Origin of the sequence: Pseudomonas sp. dw_612 (assembly GCF_018449725.1) — a bacterium.
Taxonomy (GTDB): Bacteria; Pseudomonadota; Gammaproteobacteria; order Pseudomonadales; family Pseudomonadaceae; genus Aquipseudomonas.
In genome coordinates this window covers 161,162-180,993 of record NZ_JAAVVC010000014.1, presented here as the reverse complement: position 1 = coordinate 180,993, position 19,832 = coordinate 161,162, and the positions used below count along the sequence as shown (strand labels likewise).

18 protein-coding genes and 1 pseudogene are annotated in these 19,832 nt (G+C 60.5%); 12 read left to right on the top strand and 7 right to left on the bottom strand.

Annotated features, from left to right (window positions below):
• Window positions 1-96: 96 nt before the first annotated feature.
• Together HB680_RS21245 and HB680_RS21240 are read left to right on the top strand one after the other, a co-directional pair.
• Window positions 97-1,488, top strand: coding sequence for an aldehyde dehydrogenase family protein (locus tag HB680_RS21245; RefSeq protein WP_213940451.1), 1,392 nt, complete (start codon window positions 97-99; stop codon window positions 1,486-1,488).
• Window positions 1,489-1,744: 256 nt separating this feature from the next.
• A complete protein-coding gene (locus HB680_RS21240; protein ID WP_213940450.1) occupies window positions 1,745-3,076 on the top strand; it encodes a hypothetical protein in 1,332 nt (443 codons plus the stop codon).
• A gap of 9 nt (window positions 3,077-3,085) precedes the next feature.
• Here the strand turns inward: HB680_RS21240 and HB680_RS21235 are convergent, their stop codons facing one another.
• Entirely contained in the window at window positions 3,086-4,000 is a 915-nt protein-coding gene (locus HB680_RS21235; RefSeq protein WP_213940471.1) for a bifunctional helix-turn-helix transcriptional regulator/GNAT family N-acetyltransferase, read from the bottom strand.
• Window positions 4,001-4,123: 123 nt separating this feature from the next.
• On the bottom strand, window positions 4,124-5,545 hold the full coding sequence (locus HB680_RS21230) for an MFS transporter (protein WP_213940449.1): 1,422 nt from the start codon (window positions 5,543-5,545) through the stop codon (window positions 4,124-4,126).
• Between the two features lie 144 nt (window positions 5,546-5,689).
• Here HB680_RS21230 and HB680_RS21225 point away from each other — a divergent pair, with 144 nt between their 5' ends.
• Window positions 5,690-6,595: a LysR family transcriptional regulator gene (locus tag HB680_RS21225; RefSeq protein ID WP_213940448.1), complete on the top strand. Its 906-nt coding sequence runs from the start codon at window positions 5,690-5,692 to the stop codon at window positions 6,593-6,595.
• Window positions 6,574-6,702: pseudogene (locus HB680_RS33125) on the top strand (metal ABC transporter ATP-binding protein); the annotation flags it as partial. The gene HB680_RS21225 and the pseudogene HB680_RS33125, both read left to right, overlap by 22 nt.
• Before the next feature lie 45 nt (window positions 6,703-6,747).
• Here the strand turns inward: HB680_RS33125 and HB680_RS21220 are convergent.
• Window positions 6,748-6,945 carry a hypothetical protein gene (locus HB680_RS21220; RefSeq protein WP_213940447.1) on the bottom strand — a complete coding sequence of 66 codons (198 nt, stop codon included), beginning with the start codon at window positions 6,943-6,945 and terminating at the stop codon, window positions 6,748-6,750.
• 268 nt (window positions 6,946-7,213) lie between these two features.
• On the opposite strand from HB680_RS21220, the gene HB680_RS21215 reads away from it, so the two are divergent.
• The 7 genes from HB680_RS21215 (at window position 7,214) to HB680_RS21185 (ending at window position 14,721) form a co-directional block, all read left to right on the top strand.
• Entirely contained in the window at window positions 7,214-8,140 is a 927-nt protein-coding gene (locus HB680_RS21215) for a LysR family transcriptional regulator (RefSeq protein WP_213940446.1), read from the top strand.
• 124 nt (window positions 8,141-8,264) lie between these two features.
• Window positions 8,265-9,548 carry an NAD(P)-binding domain-containing protein gene (locus tag HB680_RS21210; RefSeq protein WP_213940445.1) on the top strand — a complete coding sequence of 428 codons (1,284 nt, stop codon included), beginning with the start codon at window positions 8,265-8,267 and terminating at the stop codon, window positions 9,546-9,548.
• Window positions 9,549-9,561: 13 nt separating this feature from the next.
• A complete protein-coding gene (locus HB680_RS21205; RefSeq protein ID WP_213940444.1) occupies window positions 9,562-10,275 on the top strand; it encodes an SDR family oxidoreductase in 714 nt (237 codons plus the stop codon).
• A gap of 84 nt (window positions 10,276-10,359) precedes the next feature.
• On the top strand, window positions 10,360-11,709 hold the full coding sequence (locus tag HB680_RS21200; protein WP_213940443.1) for an MFS transporter: 1,350 nt from the start codon (window positions 10,360-10,362) through the stop codon (window positions 11,707-11,709).
• Between the two features lie 8 nt (window positions 11,710-11,717).
• Window positions 11,718-12,110, top strand: coding sequence for a Rid family hydrolase (locus tag HB680_RS21195; RefSeq protein ID WP_213940442.1), 393 nt, complete (start codon window positions 11,718-11,720; stop codon window positions 12,108-12,110).
• Window positions 12,111-12,184: 74 nt separating this feature from the next.
• The gene (locus HB680_RS21190; protein ID WP_213940441.1) at window positions 12,185-13,828 is read left to right on the top strand and encodes an acetolactate synthase large subunit; all 1,644 of its coding nucleotides are present in this window, start codon (window positions 12,185-12,187) and stop codon (window positions 13,826-13,828) included.
• 56 nt (window positions 13,829-13,884) lie between these two features.
• Window positions 13,885-14,721 (top strand): SDR family oxidoreductase, encoded by an 837-nt coding sequence (locus HB680_RS21185; protein WP_256735592.1) that lies wholly within the window; start codon window positions 13,885-13,887, stop codon window positions 14,719-14,721.
• A gap of 67 nt (window positions 14,722-14,788) precedes the next feature.
• On the opposite strand, the gene HB680_RS21180 is transcribed toward HB680_RS21185, so the two are convergent.
• The 3 genes from HB680_RS21180 to HB680_RS21170 all read right to left on the bottom strand — a co-directional run bounded on the left by HB680_RS21180 (window position 14,789) and on the right by HB680_RS21170 (window position 18,201).
• Window positions 14,789-15,580, bottom strand: a complete 792-nt coding sequence (locus HB680_RS21180; RefSeq protein ID WP_213940440.1) for an aspartate/glutamate racemase family protein — start codon at window positions 15,578-15,580, stop codon at window positions 14,789-14,791.
• A gap of 70 nt (window positions 15,581-15,650) precedes the next feature.
• Window positions 15,651-17,009: an MFS transporter gene (locus tag HB680_RS21175; protein WP_213940439.1), complete on the bottom strand. Its 1,359-nt coding sequence runs from the start codon at window positions 17,007-17,009 to the stop codon at window positions 15,651-15,653.
• 328 nt (window positions 17,010-17,337) lie between these two features.
• Window positions 17,338-18,201 carry a LysR family transcriptional regulator gene (locus HB680_RS21170; RefSeq protein ID WP_213940438.1) on the bottom strand — a complete coding sequence of 288 codons (864 nt, stop codon included), beginning with the start codon at window positions 18,199-18,201 and terminating at the stop codon, window positions 17,338-17,340.
• Between the two features lie 107 nt (window positions 18,202-18,308).
• Here HB680_RS21170 and HB680_RS21165 point away from each other — a divergent pair, with 107 nt between their 5' ends.
• On the top strand, window positions 18,309-18,701 hold the full coding sequence (locus tag HB680_RS21165) for a 4-oxalocrotonate tautomerase (RefSeq protein WP_213940437.1): 393 nt from the start codon (window positions 18,309-18,311) through the stop codon (window positions 18,699-18,701).
• Window positions 18,702-19,145: 444 nt separating this feature from the next.
• Here HB680_RS21165 and HB680_RS21160 read toward each other — a convergent pair whose 3' ends face one another.
• Complete coding sequence (locus HB680_RS21160; protein ID WP_213940436.1) at window positions 19,146-19,625, bottom strand: VOC family protein; 480 nt, start codon at window positions 19,623-19,625, stop codon at window positions 19,146-19,148.
• Between the last annotated feature and the right edge of the window lie 207 nt (window positions 19,626-19,832).

Below are 19,832 nucleotides of genomic sequence, written 5' to 3'. Positions count from 1 at the left end.
TTCTCCAAACGTGAACGATAGGCTCAGTATTATTCAGTTTCCAGAAAACAACCACCCCCGTAACCTGAGCGCATCCCCACCCAGCAGGACGGTGCCATGAACCAGGTTTCCAGTCTCACCCATGCCATTTCGATCAACCCCACCAATGGCGAGCAGATCGGTCACTATGCTTTTGAATCCGCCGCGGAACTGGATGCCGCCCTCGCCCGTGCCGCCAGCGGCTTCTCCGTATGGCGCCGGACGCCCGTCAATCAGCGTTCGCAATTGCTGGTCGCCCTGGCTCAGGCGCTGCGCGATGACGCGCAAAAACTGGCGCGCATGATCACCCTGGAAATGGGCAAGCCTACCGCCCAGGCCCGGGGTGAAATCGAAAAGTGCGCGCAGCTCTGCGAGTGGTACGCCGAACATGGCCCCGCCATGCTGACCGCCGAGCCGACGCTGGTTGAAGGTGGCAAGGCGCGCATCGAATACCGCCCGTTGGGCCCGATTCTCGCGGTGATGCCGTGGAACTTCCCGATCTGGCAGGTGCTGCGCGGCGCCGTCCCCGCATTGATCGCCGGCAACACTTATGTCCTCAAGCACGCCCCGAACGTGATGGGCTGCGCCTATCTGTTGCGCGATGCCATTCAGCGCGCCGGGTTTGCCGAAGGTGTGTTTGAAGTGATCAACGTCACGCCGGACGGCGTGTCCACGGCGATTGCCGATCCGCGTATCGCCGCCGTGACCCTCACCGGCAGTGTGCGCGCCGGCATGGCCATCGGCGCCCAGGCCGGTGCAGCCTTGAAGAAATGCGTGCTGGAACTCGGTGGTTCCGATCCGTTCATTGTGCTCAACGATGCTGACTTGGACGACGCTGTCAAAGCCGCTGTGATTGGCCGTTACCAGAACACCGGGCAAGTCTGCGCAGCGGCCAAACGCCTGATTGTCGAGCAAGGCGTGGTCGAGGCATTCACCCGCAAGTTTGTCGAAGCCACGCGCCAACTGGTGGTCGGCGATCCTCTGGCCAGCGACACCTACATCGGACCCATGGCCCGTTTTGATCTGCGTGATGAACTGGACCAACAGGTGCGCGACACCCTGGAAGAAGGCGCGACTTTGCTGCTGGGCGGCCAAAAGGCCGAAGGCCCCGGCAACTTCTACGAGCCGACCGTGTTCAGCAACGTCACCGACCAAATGACCTCGTTCAAGCAGGAACTGTTCGGCCCGGTGGCTTCGATCATCACCGCACGGGATGCCGACCATGCTCTGGCGCTGGCCAATGACAGCGACTTCGGGCTGACGGCGACGATCTACACCCGCAATCTCGAACTGGCCAAGCAAATGGCTGACGAACTCGAAACCGGCGGTGTATTCATCAATGGCTACAGCGCCAGCGACCCACGCGTCACCTTCGGCGGCGTGAAGAAAAGCGGGTTTGGTCGTGAACTCTCGCATTTCGGCGTGCGTGAGTTCTGTAATGCGCAGACGGTGTGGCTGGATCGTCGCTGATTGCATCGATAAGCCCGGGGACCTTTGGTTCTTGGGCTTATATATCGCGTCAGTTCAAAAAAACAGTCCAGGGTCGGACTTCCCATCCGAAATTGGCCTTATTCAAAAACAACCTAACCTGGGCGGATAGCGTTCTGGATTAAACAAGTTCTATTGCTAGTGTTACCACTGTAGTGCACTCGTTCTGCCTTCCTGTTAACTACAACCTGCATCGCCAAAGCACGCGGCAGGATTTATTTACTTTCGGAGAATACCGATGAGTAAGACCACGGAAGGTAGGCGCAGAACTTTTCTACTCAAAGAATCCCACTGGAGACCTCGGTGGCGGTGTCTGTTCCTGACCAGCATTTTGTTGGCCATCAATGCTCTCGGATGGCTGTTCATGCTGTACATAGCCGGGCTCAGCGGTGAAATCCTGCTGTTTGTGGCGGTAATGGGAGCTTTCACAACAGGGCTATGCGGCGCCCCGCTCATCATTTTTCTGAGCCTGGGTTGGTTTACCCGATACAGCGAATTCCAGAACAGTTTGAAAGGCGGCGCCTTGGTGGCCTATCTGCAACGCTTTTGGTCGCCCAGCCTCATTCATTCCCTCGAAGATGAAAAGTTGCTGAAGCCTGATGATCCGGATTGGAGAACCTGCGCCGATAAAAACCCAGTGTTATGTGAGCGTCTATTTGCTCGGATTTACCATGAGCAATATGGGCTGGTGCCGTTTGTTGTTCCTTTCACCATTCTTTTGTCGATGGCTTATGCAGGGGCAGCCCTGTATGCCTCCAACTATCTGAAACCGGCCTGCCTGCACTCACTACAACTGGTTTGCATCTATCCAGATATGGATAGTCCCCTGCTGCTTAGTTCACTGGCGGGGGCCTTCATGTTTGTCGTCAGTGACTCCGTGCTGGGTATCCGGCGCAAATCACTGAACATTTCCGATGTGTATTGGTACGCCCTGCGCCTGTTCCTGGCGATTCCCCTGGCCCTGGTGATTGCGAGTGCCGGTCCGAAAGGGACCCATCTAGCCCTCGCCTTTGCCTTGGGCACCCTGCCCATCGATCCGCTGATGAAGGTCATCCGCAGACTCGGCTTCCCGCAACTGACCGCAGAGGACAGGGACGGTGGCAGTTCTGACAAGTTGCTGGTCCTGGAAGGCGTGACACTGCCGGTGGTGGCGACGCTGGAGTCAGAAGGCATCAACTCAATCGAGCAGGTGGCCGCAGCCGATCCGGTCCTGCTTTCAATCCGTACCGGGTTCCCGTTCAGGTTCACCTTGCGCCTGGGTTCTCAAGCCATCGTGCGGCGGCATCTGGGACAAAACGCATCCCAACTGATCGACGTGGGGCTGGCCGACGTCGTGCCGATTTACCTGCTGGTGAGGGCGCTCGATCCGCCAACGGAGCCTTCCGCCAGTGGTCCGTTTCCACTGATCGAGGCACCGGATGTCATCGTGCAGACGGCTGCCAAACGCCTGTTTCCCAATGACGAAGACATATCGCGTCAGGCCGTGACAAAAATGAAGTTTCGTCAAATTGCAGCGGAAGAATACACGGTGATGCTGGCGCGGATTACGCCGCCCGACACGGGCTTGTAACGCACCTGATCAGATTGACGGATTGCCCGGCCCAGGTCGCACAAACCACTGCCCGGTAATCCGTCCACCCCACTGTTCGCTCTCTTGCTCCTGCGCCAGGATGAAACCCACGTCTTCATACAATTTACGCGCCGCATCCAGGCCCTTGAACGTCCAGAGCCGCGTTTCTCGGAAACCCCATTCGTCACAGAACTTGATCGCCTCGGCCAACAGACGTTTGCCGGCGCCTTTGCCCCGGGCGCTGTCATCCAGAATGAAACAGCGCAGCACCGCGCCGCCGCCCTCGCCCTCGCCCTCGCCGTCAATGGCGATCGAACCGACAATGCGCTCGCCATCCAGCGCCACCCACACCTCGTTGCGCGGGTTGTGCAGGCGCCCCATCAATTCGGCCATGTCGGAAGCCACCAGGCTTTCGAATGGCTGACCGAAGTTCGCGTACCGGGCGTAGTAACGGGCGTGCATTTCCACCATGCGACCGATGATGCCGGGGCGGTAACCCCGAGCAATCTCCAGTGCCGCCGCGGGCGCGTCTGTACCGAGTCGCTGAGTTCGCAAGGCAGCGGCGTAATGACCGAGACCGGCACTGACGGTCTGCTGTTGCACCTCGGTCAAGTGAGTCATGGCCGCGCTGACTCGCTGGGTGGCAAAGGCGTCCACTGCGCGCAAGGTGTGCCGCCCCTGATCGGTCAGTTGCAGCTTTTTCGAGCGTGCATCCTGTTCATTCGGCACTTCTTCGATCTCACCCGCCTCGATGAGCTTGCGCACCATGCGGCTGACGCTGGACTTCTCCAGGCCGAGCATGCCCACCAGTTCCACGGCGGTCAGCGAGTCGTGGTTTCCGAGTTCGACGAGGGTGTGCACGGAGGACGGCGGATAGTCCGTCGCCGCCAGCGTGGCCTGCATAAAACCCAACTCGCGCACCATCAGGCGCGACGCCGAGCGAACGTGGTTAATCAGGTCTGAATCGATCACGGCGCACACCTCGTGGGAAACGATTATTTAGTTGTATCGCACAACAAAATAATCGTCAATGGAGGATCGGCGCGATCAAGTCGCTTTTCGCCCGATACTTGCCAATGCGATGGCGAGTGCGGCGACGATCAGCGCAGAGGCCACCAAAAACGTAATGCGCATTCCGGTGGCGACGGCTTCGGGGGCCGCCGTCGTCAGGTCCGTCGTCGCCGAAGCGAGGGCAAACACCGCGCCGATCACCGATGCGCCGGTGATCAAACCGAGGTTGCGCGACAGGCTGAGCAGGCCGGACATCACACCGCGCTGGTCCGCTGGCACGTCCACCATCACCTGCGTGTTGTTGGCGGCCTGAAATAGCTGATAGCCAGGCGTCAGAACGGCGATGGCCGCGACGTAACCCGCCACGCCGAACACCGCCGGAAGTACGGACAGCGCCATCGACCCCGCCGCCATCGCCATCAGCCCGACGCTGACCATCATCGGTGCGCCAAAGCGGTCAACCACACGCCCCGCCGGAAAGCCGCTGAGGGCCGAGATGATCGGACCGATCGACATCACCACCCCGACCACCGCCAGGTTAAGCCCCAGGCCACGGGACAGGTAAAACGGCCCGACCACCAGCGTCGCCATCATCACCGTCGAAACCAACAGGTTGCTGGCGAGACTCCCGCTCAGCGCCAGATCGCGGAACATCCCCAGGCGAATCAACGGTGACGCCACCCTCGCCTCAACGAAAACGAAGAGCCCGCCACCCGCGACCGCCGCCAACAACAGCGCGCCATTGAGCGCACCAAAACTGCCGCGGCCCAGGGTCATGGCGAGGGCATAGGCCGCGAGGGTCAGCGCCAACAGCAACGTACCCAGAGGATCGAAACCGCTGCGCCCGGTTTTTGGCCCACGACGATCTAGAGGCAGGTACAGCCAGGCGAGCGCAAACGTCAGAATCCCCAACGGTACGTTGATCAGGAAAATCGCCTGCCAGCCGAGCCCGGCGATCAACACGCCGCCCAGTGAAGGCCCGAGTGCCGTACCGATGGCTGACATTGTCCCGAGCAAGCCCATGGCGCTACCGGTTTTGGCCTTTGGCACCGTTTCACCGATAAACGCCAGGGTCAGCGCCATCATGATCGCCGCGCCCAGGCCCTGCGCCGCTCGGGCGGCGATCAACAGCGAAAGCTTCGGTGCCAGACCGCACAACGCGGAGGCCAGCGTGAACAGAACAATGCCCGTCAGCAGCAACCGGCGACGGCCAATGAGATCACCGAGTTTTCCAACGCTGACGATCAACGTAGTGATCGCCAGCAGGTACGCAAGGACGATCCACTGCACGTCCTGAAAGGACGCGCCAAACACCTGCGCCAACGCCGGCAAGCCGACATTGGCAATGCTGGTGCCCAGCGAGGACAGCAACATCGACAACGACAGGCTGGTGAGCACCCAACGCAGCGAGAGAGTTCGTTGGGCGCTGGCGGCGAGGGTCTGATCTACAGGGGTCATGAAGGTGGTTTCCTTGGCGGGCAGTTCCGAAATGGCGCTGTGAAAAGCCTACGGCCTCGCCTGAAAAGGCGGAAGGCGCACCGTTTGCACATTACTTGTGCGTCTGACGCGCTATCCCGATAACGCCTGTGCTACCGTCGAACCATGTCGATGCCCGATCTCAACCTGCTCATTACCCTCGATGTTCTGCTCGCGGAAGGCAGTGTCACGCGCGCGGCCCAGCGCTTGCGGCTGAGCCCGTCGGCGATGAGCCGGGCGCTGGCGCGCTTGCGTGAAACCACAGGGGATCCGCTGCTGGTGCGGGCCGGTCGCGGCCTCGTGCCCACGCCCCGGGCACTCGAGTTACGCGATAAAGTCAGTCAACTGGTCCTGGACGCCGAAGCGGTGTTGCGCCCCGTCGAGCAGCTCAATCTGAAGCAGTTGGTGCGCACCTTCACCGTGCGTACCAGCGACGGTTTTGTAGAAACCTTCGGCCCGGAACTGTTGGCTCGGGTCAGTGAAGAAGCGCCGGGCGTGCGGCTGCTGTTCGTGCAGAAACCAAACAAGGACAGCACGCCACTGCGCGACGGCAGCGTGGACATGGAAACCGGCGTGGTCGGCCAGTCGATGGCGCCGGAAGTGCGGGCGCAAGCGTTGTTCAGGGATCGTTTTATCGGCGTCGTGCGCTTGGAACATCCGCTGAGCCAGGGCGAAATCAGCGCCGCGCGTTATGCGGCGGGTCGGCACATTGGCGTGTCGCGACGGGGTCCCGAAAAAGGTCCGACGGCCATTGATGACGCCCTGAATGCGCTCGGGCTTGAAAGGGAAATCGTCACCCTCGTCGGTGGTTTTTCCACTGCTCTGGCGCTCGTTCGGGCCTGCGATCTGATCGCCAGCGTTCCCGAACGGCATACCGCCAGCCTGCGCGCCGGGCTGCACAGTTTTGCGCTTCCGATGTCGATCCCGCCGATCACCGTGTCGTTGTTCTGGCACCCCCGACTGGACGCCGACCCGGCGCATCGCTGGTTGCGCGGGTGCATTCGCGATGTGTGCGCCGAACCACTTTTGTAGCGCAACACACAACCCCTGTGGGAGCGGGCTTGCTCGCGAAGAGGCCGTGTCAATCACCATCCACATTGACTGATACACCGCCTTCGCGAGCAAGCCCGCTCCCACAGGACCTGCGCGTGTTTATAAGATTTTGGCTGCAGTCATAAAAGAACTCATTCACCCGTACCACCCATGCACTCCGCAGTCGCGGCCAGCGACGTCCCTGCCTGCTGAACAAGCTTGCGCCATTCATCACTCGTGATGAGATCGGCACGCTCCATGTCGTCCGCGCGTCTCAACAACCTGAAGTATTTGTCCTCTGGGTTGATCTGATTTTCAGTCAAGGCGAATAATTTGCGCCAGGCTGTCATGACGAGTCTTCGCTGCTCCTCTCTCATTTGAGCCCCTGTTATTGGTCTTATGGGGGTAGAGGTTAACCCGTCAGCAGCGTTCCATGTGGTTGCGCGTCGTGCGACCAATGGTGGCTGTGCGCCAGGAAGGTGAGCGAAGCGAATGAAGCACCGGATCGAAGACACCGTTGTAAAAATTGGCGGTCAGTTTTCGCCCGATAACAGGGCCTTCTTCGCGCCACAACTGATCTGTGTCATGTTGATCTCATATTGATGATGGGTCCGCTCTATGACACTGCAACAGCTTCACTACTTTCTCGCCGCCATCGAACAGGGAACGTTTTCCAAAGCGGCGGAGAGTCTGCATATTTCCCAACCCTCGCTGTCCGAGCAGATCCTGCGCCTGGAGGAACACCTCGGCACGCAGGTGTTTATTCGCACCAATCGCCGGCTGATGCTGACCGAGGCAGGACGACGCTTGCAGCCATTTGCCCAGGGCATGGTGACGGCAGCGCGGCAGGGTTATGAGGCGGTGCAAGCGGTGCGGGAGTTGTCCGGTGGCGTGGCCAGTTTTGGCACGTTCGGTACCGCGCATCACTACTTTCTCACTGATTTGATCGAGCAGTTCCGCCAGCAACACCCGGACATGCGCATCAAAATCGTCGGTTACAACTCGTCGGAGATTGCCGAACTGGTCAGCCAGGGTGAGCTCGAAGCAGGCCTGGTGATGCTACCGATCAAACAGCAGAACCTCGCGGTGAGCGAGCCGGTGTGGTCCGCTCAGGTGGGCTATATCAGCGCCGATCCTAAGCGGCTCAAGGGTCCGAAAACCATCAGCGACCTGGCCGTCGCGCCGTTGATCCTGACCGAAGCACGCTGGAGCACCGGCGACCCGATCCGCCGACTGTTGGCCCAACTGGCGGCCAAGGGCGGCGAGGTGCTGGACCCGATCATCGAAGTCGAGCACCAGATCACCGGGTTCGAACTGGCAGCGCGCGGTCTGGGCGATGTGATCGCCACCCGCCCCATCCTGCATCAACTGGGCTTCAACGATCGTTTGGGCTGGGTGCCGATTACCCCGGCGATCTTCGAGGTGTTCGGCTTCATCCATCGTCACGACACCCCGATTTCGCCACCGACACGGGTGCTGATCAATCTGATGCGCAGCCACTTGAGCCGTATCCAGAATCTCTACGCCCATCTGGAAGCACTCTAGCCATAGGCAACCCCTATAGGAGACACATGGCTTAGCCCATTCATCCGGCCCTTGCTTGGCCGGATACTCAAACCACGGACGCCAACAACAGGCGCTTCCAACGTTCGAGGAATGGGGAGTCATAATGTCCAATCACTATTGCATCATCGGCGCCGGGGCCGCTGGCCTCGCCGCACTGAAGACCATGACCGACGCCGGTTTCCAGGTGGACTGCTTCGAGAAGTCCGGGCACATCGGCGGTCACTGGAACACCGACTACGACGCCCTGCACCTGATTACCCCGAAAAGCAGCTCCTGCTTCGACGGCTTCCCGATGCCCGCGGACTACCCGGTGTATCCGAGCCGCGATCAGGTCAAGGCATACATGAACGCCTACGCCGACACCTTCAAACTGCGCGAGAAAATCACCTTCAACACGCAAGTGCGCAGCCTCGTACCGTTGGGCGAAAACGGTGAAGCCGGCTGGCAAGTGACCCTCGCCGACGGCACCAGCAAACATTACGCTGGCGTCCTGGTCGCCAACGGTCACTTGTGGGATTGCAAGGTCCCGGAAGTGGGCCGGCACTTTACCGGCGTATCGATCCATTCCGGTGAATACCGCAACGTCCAACAAGTGCAAGGCAAAGTCCTGGTGGTCGGCTTCGGCAACTCCGGCTGCGACCTCGCCGTCGATGCCGCCCAGGCCCGCCTGGACACCACCATCGTCATCCGTCGCGGCCAACTGTTCCAGCCCAAGACGATTTTCGGCGTCCCCCGTGGCGAGTTGCCGTTCCTTGGGCAACTGCCGCCCGAGCAGCAGAACATGGTCATGAACATGCTGATCATGGCCAGCGTCGGCACCCACAAGAATTACCCGGGCATGCCGGCCCCGGAAACCTACGACCTGGACGCGCAGCCGCCGGTGGTGAACACCCTGCTGCTGTACTGGATTCAGCATGGCCGGATCAAGGTCGCGCCGGGCATCGAGCACATCGAAGGCAAAACCGTCACCTTCACCGATGGCAGCCAGGGCGACTACGACACCATCGTCTGGGCCACCGGTTTCAATACCCGCTTGCCGTTCCTCGATGAAAGCCTGCTGCACTGGCGTGACGGCGTCCCGCTGCGCACCGCGGCGATGACCTTGCCGACCAACGTCGAAGGTCTGTTCTATATCGGCCTGGGAGCCCCGCGCGGCCCGCAATGGCCGGTGTACTGCGACCAGACCAAATTGGTCATGCGCTTTCTCAAATTGCGTGCCGCCGGCATGAAAGGCCTGGCCGCCAAGTTCTCCAAGCTTCAACCGGCCGAGTCGCGCATCGACATCGTCAAGCGTGAATGGCTCAGCAATTACCAGGACACCCAGAGCCAACTGGATGTCATGGAACTGGCCCTGCTGCCCAGCGCACCTCTCCCTCAATTGGCTTGATCGGATAACCACTATGAGCAATGCACCTCACTCCAGCGTCATCGTGACCGGGACTTCTTCGGGCATGGGTCAAGCCGTCGCGCAGCGTTTTCAGGATGAAGGCTGGCATGTCGTCGCCGTCGATGTGACGCCCAGCCAGCAAGCGGCCAGCGCCGTGTTCTCGCCGGTGGTCGGCGACATTACCCGCGAAGAAGCGCTGACCAGCGCCATCGACGCGGCCCTGGACGGCAAGGCGCCGCTACGTGCCATCGTCAACGCGGCAGGGATCTTCCCCACCTCGTCGCTGGAAAGCTACAGCGAGTCGTTGTACCGAAAAATATTCGACATCAACGTACTAGGCTCATTGAATATCGCCCGAATCGGCACGCGACACCTGAAAGCGGCCGGTGGGGGTTCCATCGTGTTTTTCGCCTCGGTCGACGCATTTACCGTGTCGAAAAACCAGCTGCTGTACAGCGCGTCCAAGGCTGCCGTGGTTTCGATGACCCGCTCGCTGGCCATCGAACTGGCGGACCACAACATCGTAGTGAACGCGTTGGCGCCGGGCTGGGTCGACACTGAAGGGACCCGTGCCGGCGGTCGCATCGAAGCCGCCATCGAGTCCATCCCGCTGAAACGCGCGGCACGCGTGGAAGAAATCGCCGACTGGGTCTGGCAATTGAGCGCCAAACCCTCCTACGTGACGGGCGAATCGCTGTGCATCGCCGGTGGCGTGTTCATGCGCTGACCCGAACGCAGGCCCCACGCGCCAGACGTGGGCCTGCTCCCCAATTGACTGCTGCCTCACTACAACTACAAAGAGGGCAATATCATGGGCGAATTACACGCTACCGCGATTCCAGAGTTTTCCAGCAACCGGGCACCGGCCGAGCCCTCGCGCAAACCGCTGTCCAAAGCGGTCATCGGTGTGACCCTGGGCAACATGGTCGAATGGTTCGACTTTGCGCTGTACTCCTCGTTGGCGGGCATCATCGGCAAAACCTTTTTCCATGATGACAACCCCGCGACGCAATTGATGGCGATCTACGCCACCTTCGCCGCCGGATTCCTGATCCGTCCGCTGGGCAGCCTGATCTTCGGCCCCATCGGCGACAAATACGGCCGCCGCACCGCGCTGTCCCTCAGCATTTCGCTGATGGCCATTGCGACCTTCGCCATCGCCTTGATTCCCGGCTATGCCAGCATCGGTGTGTTTGCGCCCATTCTGCTGGTCCTGATGAGGTTGCTTCAGGGGCTTTCAACCGGTGGCGAATACGGCGGTTCCTGCACCTTCATCGCCGAGCACGCACCGGATAAACGTCGCGGCTTTTTCACCAGTTGGCTTGAATTCGGCAACATCTCGGGCTTCCTGCTCGGAGGCGCGGTGGTGAGCCTGTTCACCCTCGGTCTCGGCGAACAAGCGATGGGCGAATGGGGCTGGCGTGTGCCTTTCGCGATCGGTGGCTTGCTGGGCCTGATAGCGCTGTACCTGCGCCTGGGTCTGGAAGAAACCCCCGTATTCAAGGAAATCCAGAAGAACGAAGCCCTGCACAAAGCCTCCCCGGGCGAGAAAACCAGCCTCTTCAGCCTGATGGTCAGCGAGTGGCCCCAGTTGCTCAAATGCATGGGCCTGGTGACCGTATTCAACGTCACCTACTACATCGTCCTGGGCTACATCCCCGGCTACCTGGAAAACGTGCTCGGCTACAGCAACAGCTTCAGCCTTTCCCTGGGCCTGGCCGCCACCTTGTTCATGTTGGTGCTGATCCCGGTGGCCGGGCATATGGCGGATCGTTTTGGCCGCAACCGCATGATCCTCTGCGGCTGTGTGTTGCTGATCGTGATGGCGTTCCCCTGCTTCCTGCTGCTGCACACCGGGCAAGTCGGCTACCTGTTCGCCGCCTTGCTGACCCTGACCCTGGCCCAGTTGTTCTTTGAAGGTGCGATGCCGGCGACCCTGACGTCCCTGTTCAGTGCTCGCGTGCGCTACAGCGCCCTGGCCATCAGCTACAACATCGCCGTGTCGCTCTTCGGCGGCACCGCCCCGCTGATCAACACCTGGCTGATCTCCACCACCGGCAATCAGATGATTCCGGCGTGGTACCTGATCGCCGGTGCCGTGGTCGGCCTGATATCCATCCTGTTCGTCAAGGATTCCACCGGTAAACCCCTCCCAAAATGAGACACGACATGACCAGCAAAACTGCATCGCGGCAAAACATTTCCTCGGGCGGCCAGTACGAAGCCGTGTTCGGTTACTCCCGTGCCGTACGGGTGGGCAATCACTTGCATATTTCCGGCACGTGCGCCTCGCCCGACTACGAACACAGCAATGCCTATGAACAGGCGCAGGCCATTCTCGGCACCGTGAAAAAAGTGCTGGCCGAGGCCCAAATGAGCGTTGAAGACGTGGTGCGAACGGTGGTGTACCTGCGCGATATCAATGACGCCGCGATCGTGGCCAAGGCCCACAGCGAGGTGTTCGACGGCATCCGCCCGGCCAGCAGCCTGATCCAGGTGGACTCGATGCTGCGCCCTTGGCAAAAAGTCGAAATCGAAACCTACGCCATCGTTGCCGACTAAGCATTTGCACTGAACCACAGAGGCCGCGACCCCTGTCGCGGCTTTTTTTTGACCTGCAAAAGACTGAGCCCATCATGATCAAAGCTGCCGAGTTAGTTGTGAAGTGCCTGGAAAACGAAGGGGTGGAATACGTGTTCGGTATTCCCGGAGAAGAAAACCTGGACCTGCTGGACTCGCTGTCGCGTTCGTCGATCAAGCTGATTCTGACCCGCCACGAACAACCCGCCGGCTTCATGGCCGCGACCTATGGACGCCTGACCGGCAAGACCGGTGTATGCCTGTCGACCCTCGGCCCGGGCGCAACCAACCTGGTGACCGCCAGCGCGTATGCGTATTTGGGTGGCATGCCGATGATGATGATCACCGGCCAGAAGCCGATCAAAAAATCCAAACAGGGTCGTTTCCAGATTCTCGACGTGTGCGCAATGATGGCGCCACTCACCAAGTACACCCATCAACTGGCGTCCGCCGACAACATCCCCTCGCGCATCCGCGAAGCCATTCGGCTGGCCGAAGAAGAGAAGCCGGGCTCGGTGCACCTGGAGCTCCCGGAGGACATCGCCGCCGAGTTCACCGAAAGCACACCGATTGCCCCAAGCCTGAGCCGCCGCCCGGTGGCCGAACACAAGGCGATCAGTGCCGCCGTGGCCAAACTCGAAGCCGCGCGCAGCCCGGTGCTGGTGATCGGCGCTGGCGCCAACCGCAAGATGACCGCGCGGGTCTTGCGTCAGTTGATCGAAAAAACCGGCATCCCGTTCATCACCACCCAGATGGGCAAGGGCGTGGTGGACGAGCGTCATTCGCGCTTCCTGGGCAACGCTGCACTGTCGGCGGGTGACTTCGTGCATCGAGCGCTGGAGTCCGCCGATCTGATCGTCAACATCGGCCATGACGTCATTGAAAAACCGCCGTTTTTCATGGCGCGCGGCGGGACCGAAGTGGTGCACATCAGCTTCCGCTCCGCCGAGGTCGATCCGGTGTATTTCCCACAGATCGAAGTGGTCGGCGACATCGCCAACGCAATCTGGCAAATCAAGGAAAGCATCGAAGTACAGCCGACCTGGAACTTCGAACGCCTGTTGACCCTCCGCGAAGCCAATGAGGCCCATGTGGCCGAGGGCGCCGACGATGGCCGCTTCCCGGTGTACCCACAGCGCCTGGTCGCCGACTTGCGCAGCGTGCTGCCGGCCGAGGGCATCGTGGCGCTGGATAACGGCATCTACAAAATCTGGTTTGCCCGCAACTACAAGGCTTACATGCCGAACACGGTGCTGCTGGACAATGCCCTGGCCACCATGGGCGCGGGACTGCCCTCGGCCATGGCCGCGCGCCTGGTGTACCCCGACACGCCGATTGTGGCGGTGTGTGGCGATGGCGGTTTCATGATGAACAGCCAGGAACTCGAAACCGCCGTGCGACTGAACATGAACCTGGTGGTGATCATTCTGCGCGACGACGGTTACGGGATGATCCGTTGGAAGCAGCAGCAAATGGGGTTCGATGACTTCGGCCTGGATTATGGCAACCCGGACTTCGTGCGCTACGCCCAGAGCTACGGCGCCCACGGGCATCGGGTTGAAAGCGCGGCGAGTTTCGCCCCGTTGGTCACCGAATGCCTGATAACCCCTGGCGTGCACGTGATCGACTGCCCGGTGGACTACTCGGACAACGAACGCATCCTGCTGCACGACATCAAGACACTCAGCGCCAGCCTCTGACCCTCAGCCTGGCGCGCTACGCGTGCCAGGCGCCCATTCCTGCCTGGAGATTCACCATGACAATGACTGCCACCTCCCAGAATACCCACCACGATTGGCTCGGCCTTGCCGGCAAAGTGTGCGTGGTCAACGGCGCCGCCAGCGGGATTGGCGCCGCGATCGCCACCGCCCTGGCCGAACGCGGCGCCCACGTCGCCCTGCTCGACCGCAACGCCCAGGGTTGCGAAACCTTGCAACAAGCACTGTCACACCTTCCCGGTCGACGCTTCAGCGTGAGCTGCGACATTGCCGACGAGCATCAGGTCAAGGCCGCCGCCAATGCCGTGTTCCGTGAGTTCGGTGCGTGCGAGGCCTTGGTCAATGCGGCCGGCATTCTGCGCTCGGTCAACCTGGCGGATATCGAACTTGCCGACTGGAATACGCTGTTGTCGGTCAACTTAAACGGCTATTTGCTGTGTGCACGAGAGTTTGGCCGGCAGATGCGTCATGCCGGTGCCGGCAGCATCGTGCACATCAGCTCGATCGCCGCCCACCATCCCCAACCTTACAGCGGCGCCTACACGCCGAGCAAAGCGGCGGTGTCCGCCCTGTCTCAACAACTGGCTGTGGAATGGGGACCGCATGGCGTGCGCAGTAATTGCGTGGCGCCGGGCATGATCCGCACGGCATTGACCGCCGCTTACTACGATCACCCCGGCATCACCGAAGCCCGCGAAGGTTTCACCGCCACCCGCCGCATCGGCACGCCCGAGGACATCGCCAACGCGGTGCTATTTCTGCTCAGCGAACGAGCGTCCTATATCACGGGCAGCGAAGTCGCCGTGAATGGGGGTCTGTCGTGCATGTTGATGGGCAAGATTCCGCGGCCGGGGTTCTCTGCCAGCGCTGACTAAAAAGATCACAGCCTCGTTTCGCCCGCAGGCACTGTCGACTGAAACGAGGCTGCGCGCTCTTGATCCTCTAATCGCTAAAACCCAACGCCTTGCGCGCCTGAGCAATGGCCGCAGGCGCCACGCCAGCGAACAGGTTCGCCCTGCTCTTCACCAGCCCGGTGCACTGGGCGATGCCGACCATGGCCTCCAGGTATTTGAGCGCCACCGTCGACGAATCCACCACCGGCACCTGCGTGCCCTGCACATGCCGATACCCGGCACGGCGCAACAGCGGCCCGTAATAGGCGCACCCCACCAGAATCACATCGGCTCCGTCGGCGATGCATTGCCGCGCCACGGCCTCAAGCCTCGGGATGAAGCGTTCGGTTGGCGAATGGGTCGCCTCCAGCAACAACCCCACATCCGAAAACGGCTGGATCGAGCGCACCGGTTGGCGGATGCAGCGATCGGTCAGGCCATAACCGATGATGTCCCGTTCGATGGCGGCCGCGGTTTTCTCCGACACCGTGATCACGGCGAAACGCTGACCCATGGCGAGCGCCGCCAGCATCGATTGTTCGCCCACCGAGGCCACCGGAATGTCGAGCATTTCCCGGGCTTCCCACAAAGGGTCGTTCCAGCAACCGAGGAACACGCCGTCATAGCCGTCGGCCTGAGCCTTGATCGCCGCTTCCACCATCAACACTGAATTCAAGTGTTCGGCATACAGCGAACGGGTGAAGCCACCGCTGTTGTCGAGAAAGCGGAAATCAAGCTGCACGCCCTGCGCGAGTGCGCCGCCGACAGTCTCAGGGAGGGTGTTCCACAAGGGTTCGAGGGCCGGATTGCGGCCCGTGGGATGAATCCAGCACAGTTTCATTCGGGGACTTCCTGTTGGGCAGAAAAAACCGGCGACAGGGGTCACCGGTTGGGCGGGAGCGTGACAGTGCCTAGGGCATCGGTTTGCCCGTGCGATCCTCCACCATCAGCACCGCAATCAAGCCGACGACGGCGGCACCGATCAGGTAATAGGCGGGAATCATCGTGTTGCCGGTCTGGCCAATCAGCCAGGTATTGACCAACGGTGCGGTGCCACCGAACAGCGACACCGAGAGGTTGTAACTCAGGGCCAGGGCACTGAAGCGCACCGGCGCCTTGAACAGCGACACCAGCGTCGCCCCCATCGCCCCTTCGAACAGCAATTGCGCGATCAACAGGCCCAGCACCGCGATGTAGACCAGCACCACGTTGTGGGTCTGCAACAGCGTGAATGCCGGGATCGAGAACACGATCAGCAAAATGCAGCCCAGGGCAATCAGGCGATTACGCCCAACGCGGTCCGCGAGCAATCCCGAGAATGGCACCAGCATCAGCATGCACAGCGTACCGACCATTCCCAACACACTGCCAAAGCTGCTGGAGTAGCCCAACTCGTTAGTCAGGTAGCCCGGAATGTACCCCAGCACTACGTAGTAGCAGACGTTGTAGATAGCGACCAGACCGATGCTTTTGAGCAACTGCGGCCACTCTTCGACCAGCATGGACGTTAGGCTGCGCTTGTTCGCCACTTGCTTGAGTTCGTTCTCTTGCAGCTCTTTGAAAATCGGCGTTTCTTCCAGGTTCAAGCGCAAGTACAGCGCAATCACCCCCAGTAAACCGCCAATCACAAAGGGAATCCTCCAGCCCCAGGCTCGCATGGTTTCTTCACCCAACCCGAGCATCAGCGCGCTGACCACGGCGCCGCCCAGCAGGAATCCGGAAAGAATCCCCACCTCCAGCCAACTGGTCAGAAAGCTGCGGCTTTTATCCGGGGCGTGTTCGGCGATGAAGATCACCGAACCGCCGTACTCACCGCCTGTCGACAATCCCTGAAGCATACGCATCGCCACCAACAGGATCGGCGCCAGCACACCAATGCTTTCATAGGAGGGGATCAACGCAATGCAGAAGGTCGCAATCGCCATCAAGGCGATACTCAGGGTCAGTGCCGCGCGGCGACCATAACGATCGCCGATCGGGCCGAACACCAGGCTGCCCAGGGGCCGCATCAGGAAACCTGCGGCAAAGGTCGCGTAGATGGCGAGGAGTTGGGTGGTGTGGCTTTCACTGTGGAAGAAGATGTCGCCGATCATCACCGCCATCGACGAATACAGGGCGAAGTCGAACCACTCCACCATGTTGCCCAGGGTCACTCCCAGCACCGCTTTGTTGAGCGGTTTGTTCTTCGCCTTAGCTGACGGTGTCGCCTGCGGATGAATGTCCGCAAGCCCTTCGATGACTCCGGGTGTTGCTGTGGAAGTACCGTTCATGGTGCACGCCTCTGAAATTATTGTAATTCGTGGCAGAGAGTTGGATGTGCGGTCGGAACGGCAGGATCAAGTCTTGGCTGCAATCTTCTGCCCAGTGTTCCGGCCCGCTGTAACAAGAGCGATCGGGACCCGTGGCGCATTGTTGCGCTCTTTTTGCGGAGGGATGAACGGGACGTTTCGAGTGCGTTGCATAGGCGATGCCTATACCTGACAAGCCAGTCAAATCACCCGAGCGTTGCGGGGGATTCAGTCAGATGAGGCAGAAACTGGTCGCGTGAACGAGATCAACTCAGAACATGGGGCTTGATCCCTGCGTTGCGCACTGCTGCTAACCAAACTGACTCGCCAGCATCGTCCGTACGGCACCGACCAGTTCCGACTCGCCCGGACGAGGCGGTAACAGACTGAACTCGACCTCCGGCAACCCCGGCAAATGCGGCACCGACCGACAAATCTCTGCCCCCGGCGGTACAGCGGAGGCATTCAGGCAAGCGACGCCCAGACCGGCCACCAGCGCTGATTGCAGCCCTGCGACACCGGATGCGGAATGCGCGACCACATAAGGCACGTCATGCTGCTCCAGGGTCTCGCGGGCCAGGCGTTGCAAGCTGCATCCCTGGGGCAATACCAACAGTGGCAACGGGATGTTTTCTTCTCGCTCGGATTCGAATCCCGCGACCGATACCCAATGCAACGCCTCCCGCCGAACCGGTATGCCCTCGCGAAGGCTGCGGCCGTCGAGAATTCGCATCGACAGGCCGATATCAAACTCATCCGCCTGCGCCCCGCTCTCGATTTGCATGCTCTTGCGCACGGACACATGCAGACGAAGGCGTGGATAGCGTGTTCGCAGTTTTTTCAGCAGATCGGCGATGGCGCTGGGCAGGAAATAGTCGGTGATGGCCAGCCGCAACTCACCGGCAAAGGTGACGCCGCGCACGTCCTCCAACGCACGATCGCTGAAGGCCAGCATTTCTCGCGCATGCACCAACAAGCGCTCGCCGGCTGGCGTGGGCCTGACGCCTTTTTTGCCACGTTCCAGCAAGGTCACACCGGTGAAGGCTTCAAGTTTGCGCAGTTGTTCGCTTAACGCGGATTGCGAGCGAAACAGTTTGGGGGCGGCGTCTGAGAGGCTGCCGGATTCCATCGCCACAGCGAAGGAATGCAAGAGTTCCAGGTCGAAGGGGCGCATATCTATCCTGCCGTTTTTCCGATAGATACGATCATATCTTCCGGCTTTTCCGCATTCAACCCGCGACATACCCTGAGCCCGACATTACTTCCTGCGAGGATTTCAACATGCCTGGTATCACACTTAAAATCGCTGGCCAGCCCAATGCCGAGCTGGTGCAGCGTATCGTCCCCCCGCTCACCGTGTTGACCTGTGAAGTGCTGGAGAAGCGCCCGGAACAAACCATGGTGATGGTGCAATTTGTACCGCATGAACTGTGGTTCATTGACAGCCGCTCGTTGGCTGAGCTTGGGCGAAACTCATTCCGCCTGGAGGTCACCATCACGGATGAGACCAACACCAAAGCGCAGAAAGCACGCTATCAGAAAGAGGCGTTCGCGCTGCTGGCCGAGGCAATTGGCAACCTGCACCCGCACTCGAACATCCATGTCATCGATTGCAAGGCGAGTTCCTATGGCTATGGTGGAGTGAGCCAGGAATACAAGCTTTACCATCCCTGATACCGAATGGTGTTGGTGCGGTGTACCAACTGACGCCTTCGCGAGCAGGCTCGCTCCCACAGGGGACCTGCGTCGGTTGCGATTCTTGTGAACGACACTCAACCACTGTGGGAGCGTGGCTTGCCCGCGAAAGCGGTGTGTCAGGCAGCATTGATTTTGAATATGCCACCGCCTTCGCGAGCAAGCCCGCTCCCACAGGGGGCCTGCGTCGGTTGCGATTCTTGTGAACGACACTCAACCACTGTGGGAGCGTGGCTTGCCCGCGAAAGCGGTGTGTCAGGCAGCATTGATTTTGAATGTGCCACCGCCTTCGCGAGCAAGCCCGCTCCCACAGGGGAACTGCGTCGGTTGCGATTTTTGTGAACGACACCGAACCACTGTGGGAGCGGGCTTGCTCGCGAAGGCGGCGGTACATTCAGCATCCATGTCACTGCCATCCACAAGCTAACCCCGAATGGCCGCCTCGATCGCCGCAATATCGATCTTGCCCATCGTCATCATGGCGTCGAACGCGCGTTTGGCCTTCGCTTGATCGGGGTCGGTGACCGCCGCTGTCAGGACGCGCGGGCTGATCTGCCACGACAGTCCCCACTTGTCCCTGCACCAGCCGCAGACGTTTTCTTCGCCACCGTTTCCGACAATCGCGTTCCACAAGCGGTCGGTTTCAGCCTGGTCGTCGGTCGCGACCTGGAACGAAAACGCCTCGTTATGCTTGATCCCCGGCCCGCCGTTCAACCCGAGACAGGGGATGCCCATCACCGTGAATTCGACCGTCAAGACATCGCCCTGTTTGCCCGCCGGATAGTCGCCGGGGGCGCGATGAACAGCACCCACCGCGCTGTCCGGGAAGGTCTTGGCATAGAACGTCGCGGCGTCCAGCGCGGTGCCGTCGTACCAGAGGCAAATGATGTTTTTGCTGAGCATTCCGGTTCTCCATTAATTGGGACTGACCGGTTGATTCTAGCTGCGCAAACTATCGCCACCGCACCGATGGTCACCGGCCCGGGCCAGTCGTCAGTCACGATCTATACTTTTCAGTTCGATGCCTTTGTGTCATGCAACACGTCGACACCCGTGCGCTGTGCGGCGTACCCGTGCCAATCGTCAACGTAACCAGCCCGAATCCACGCG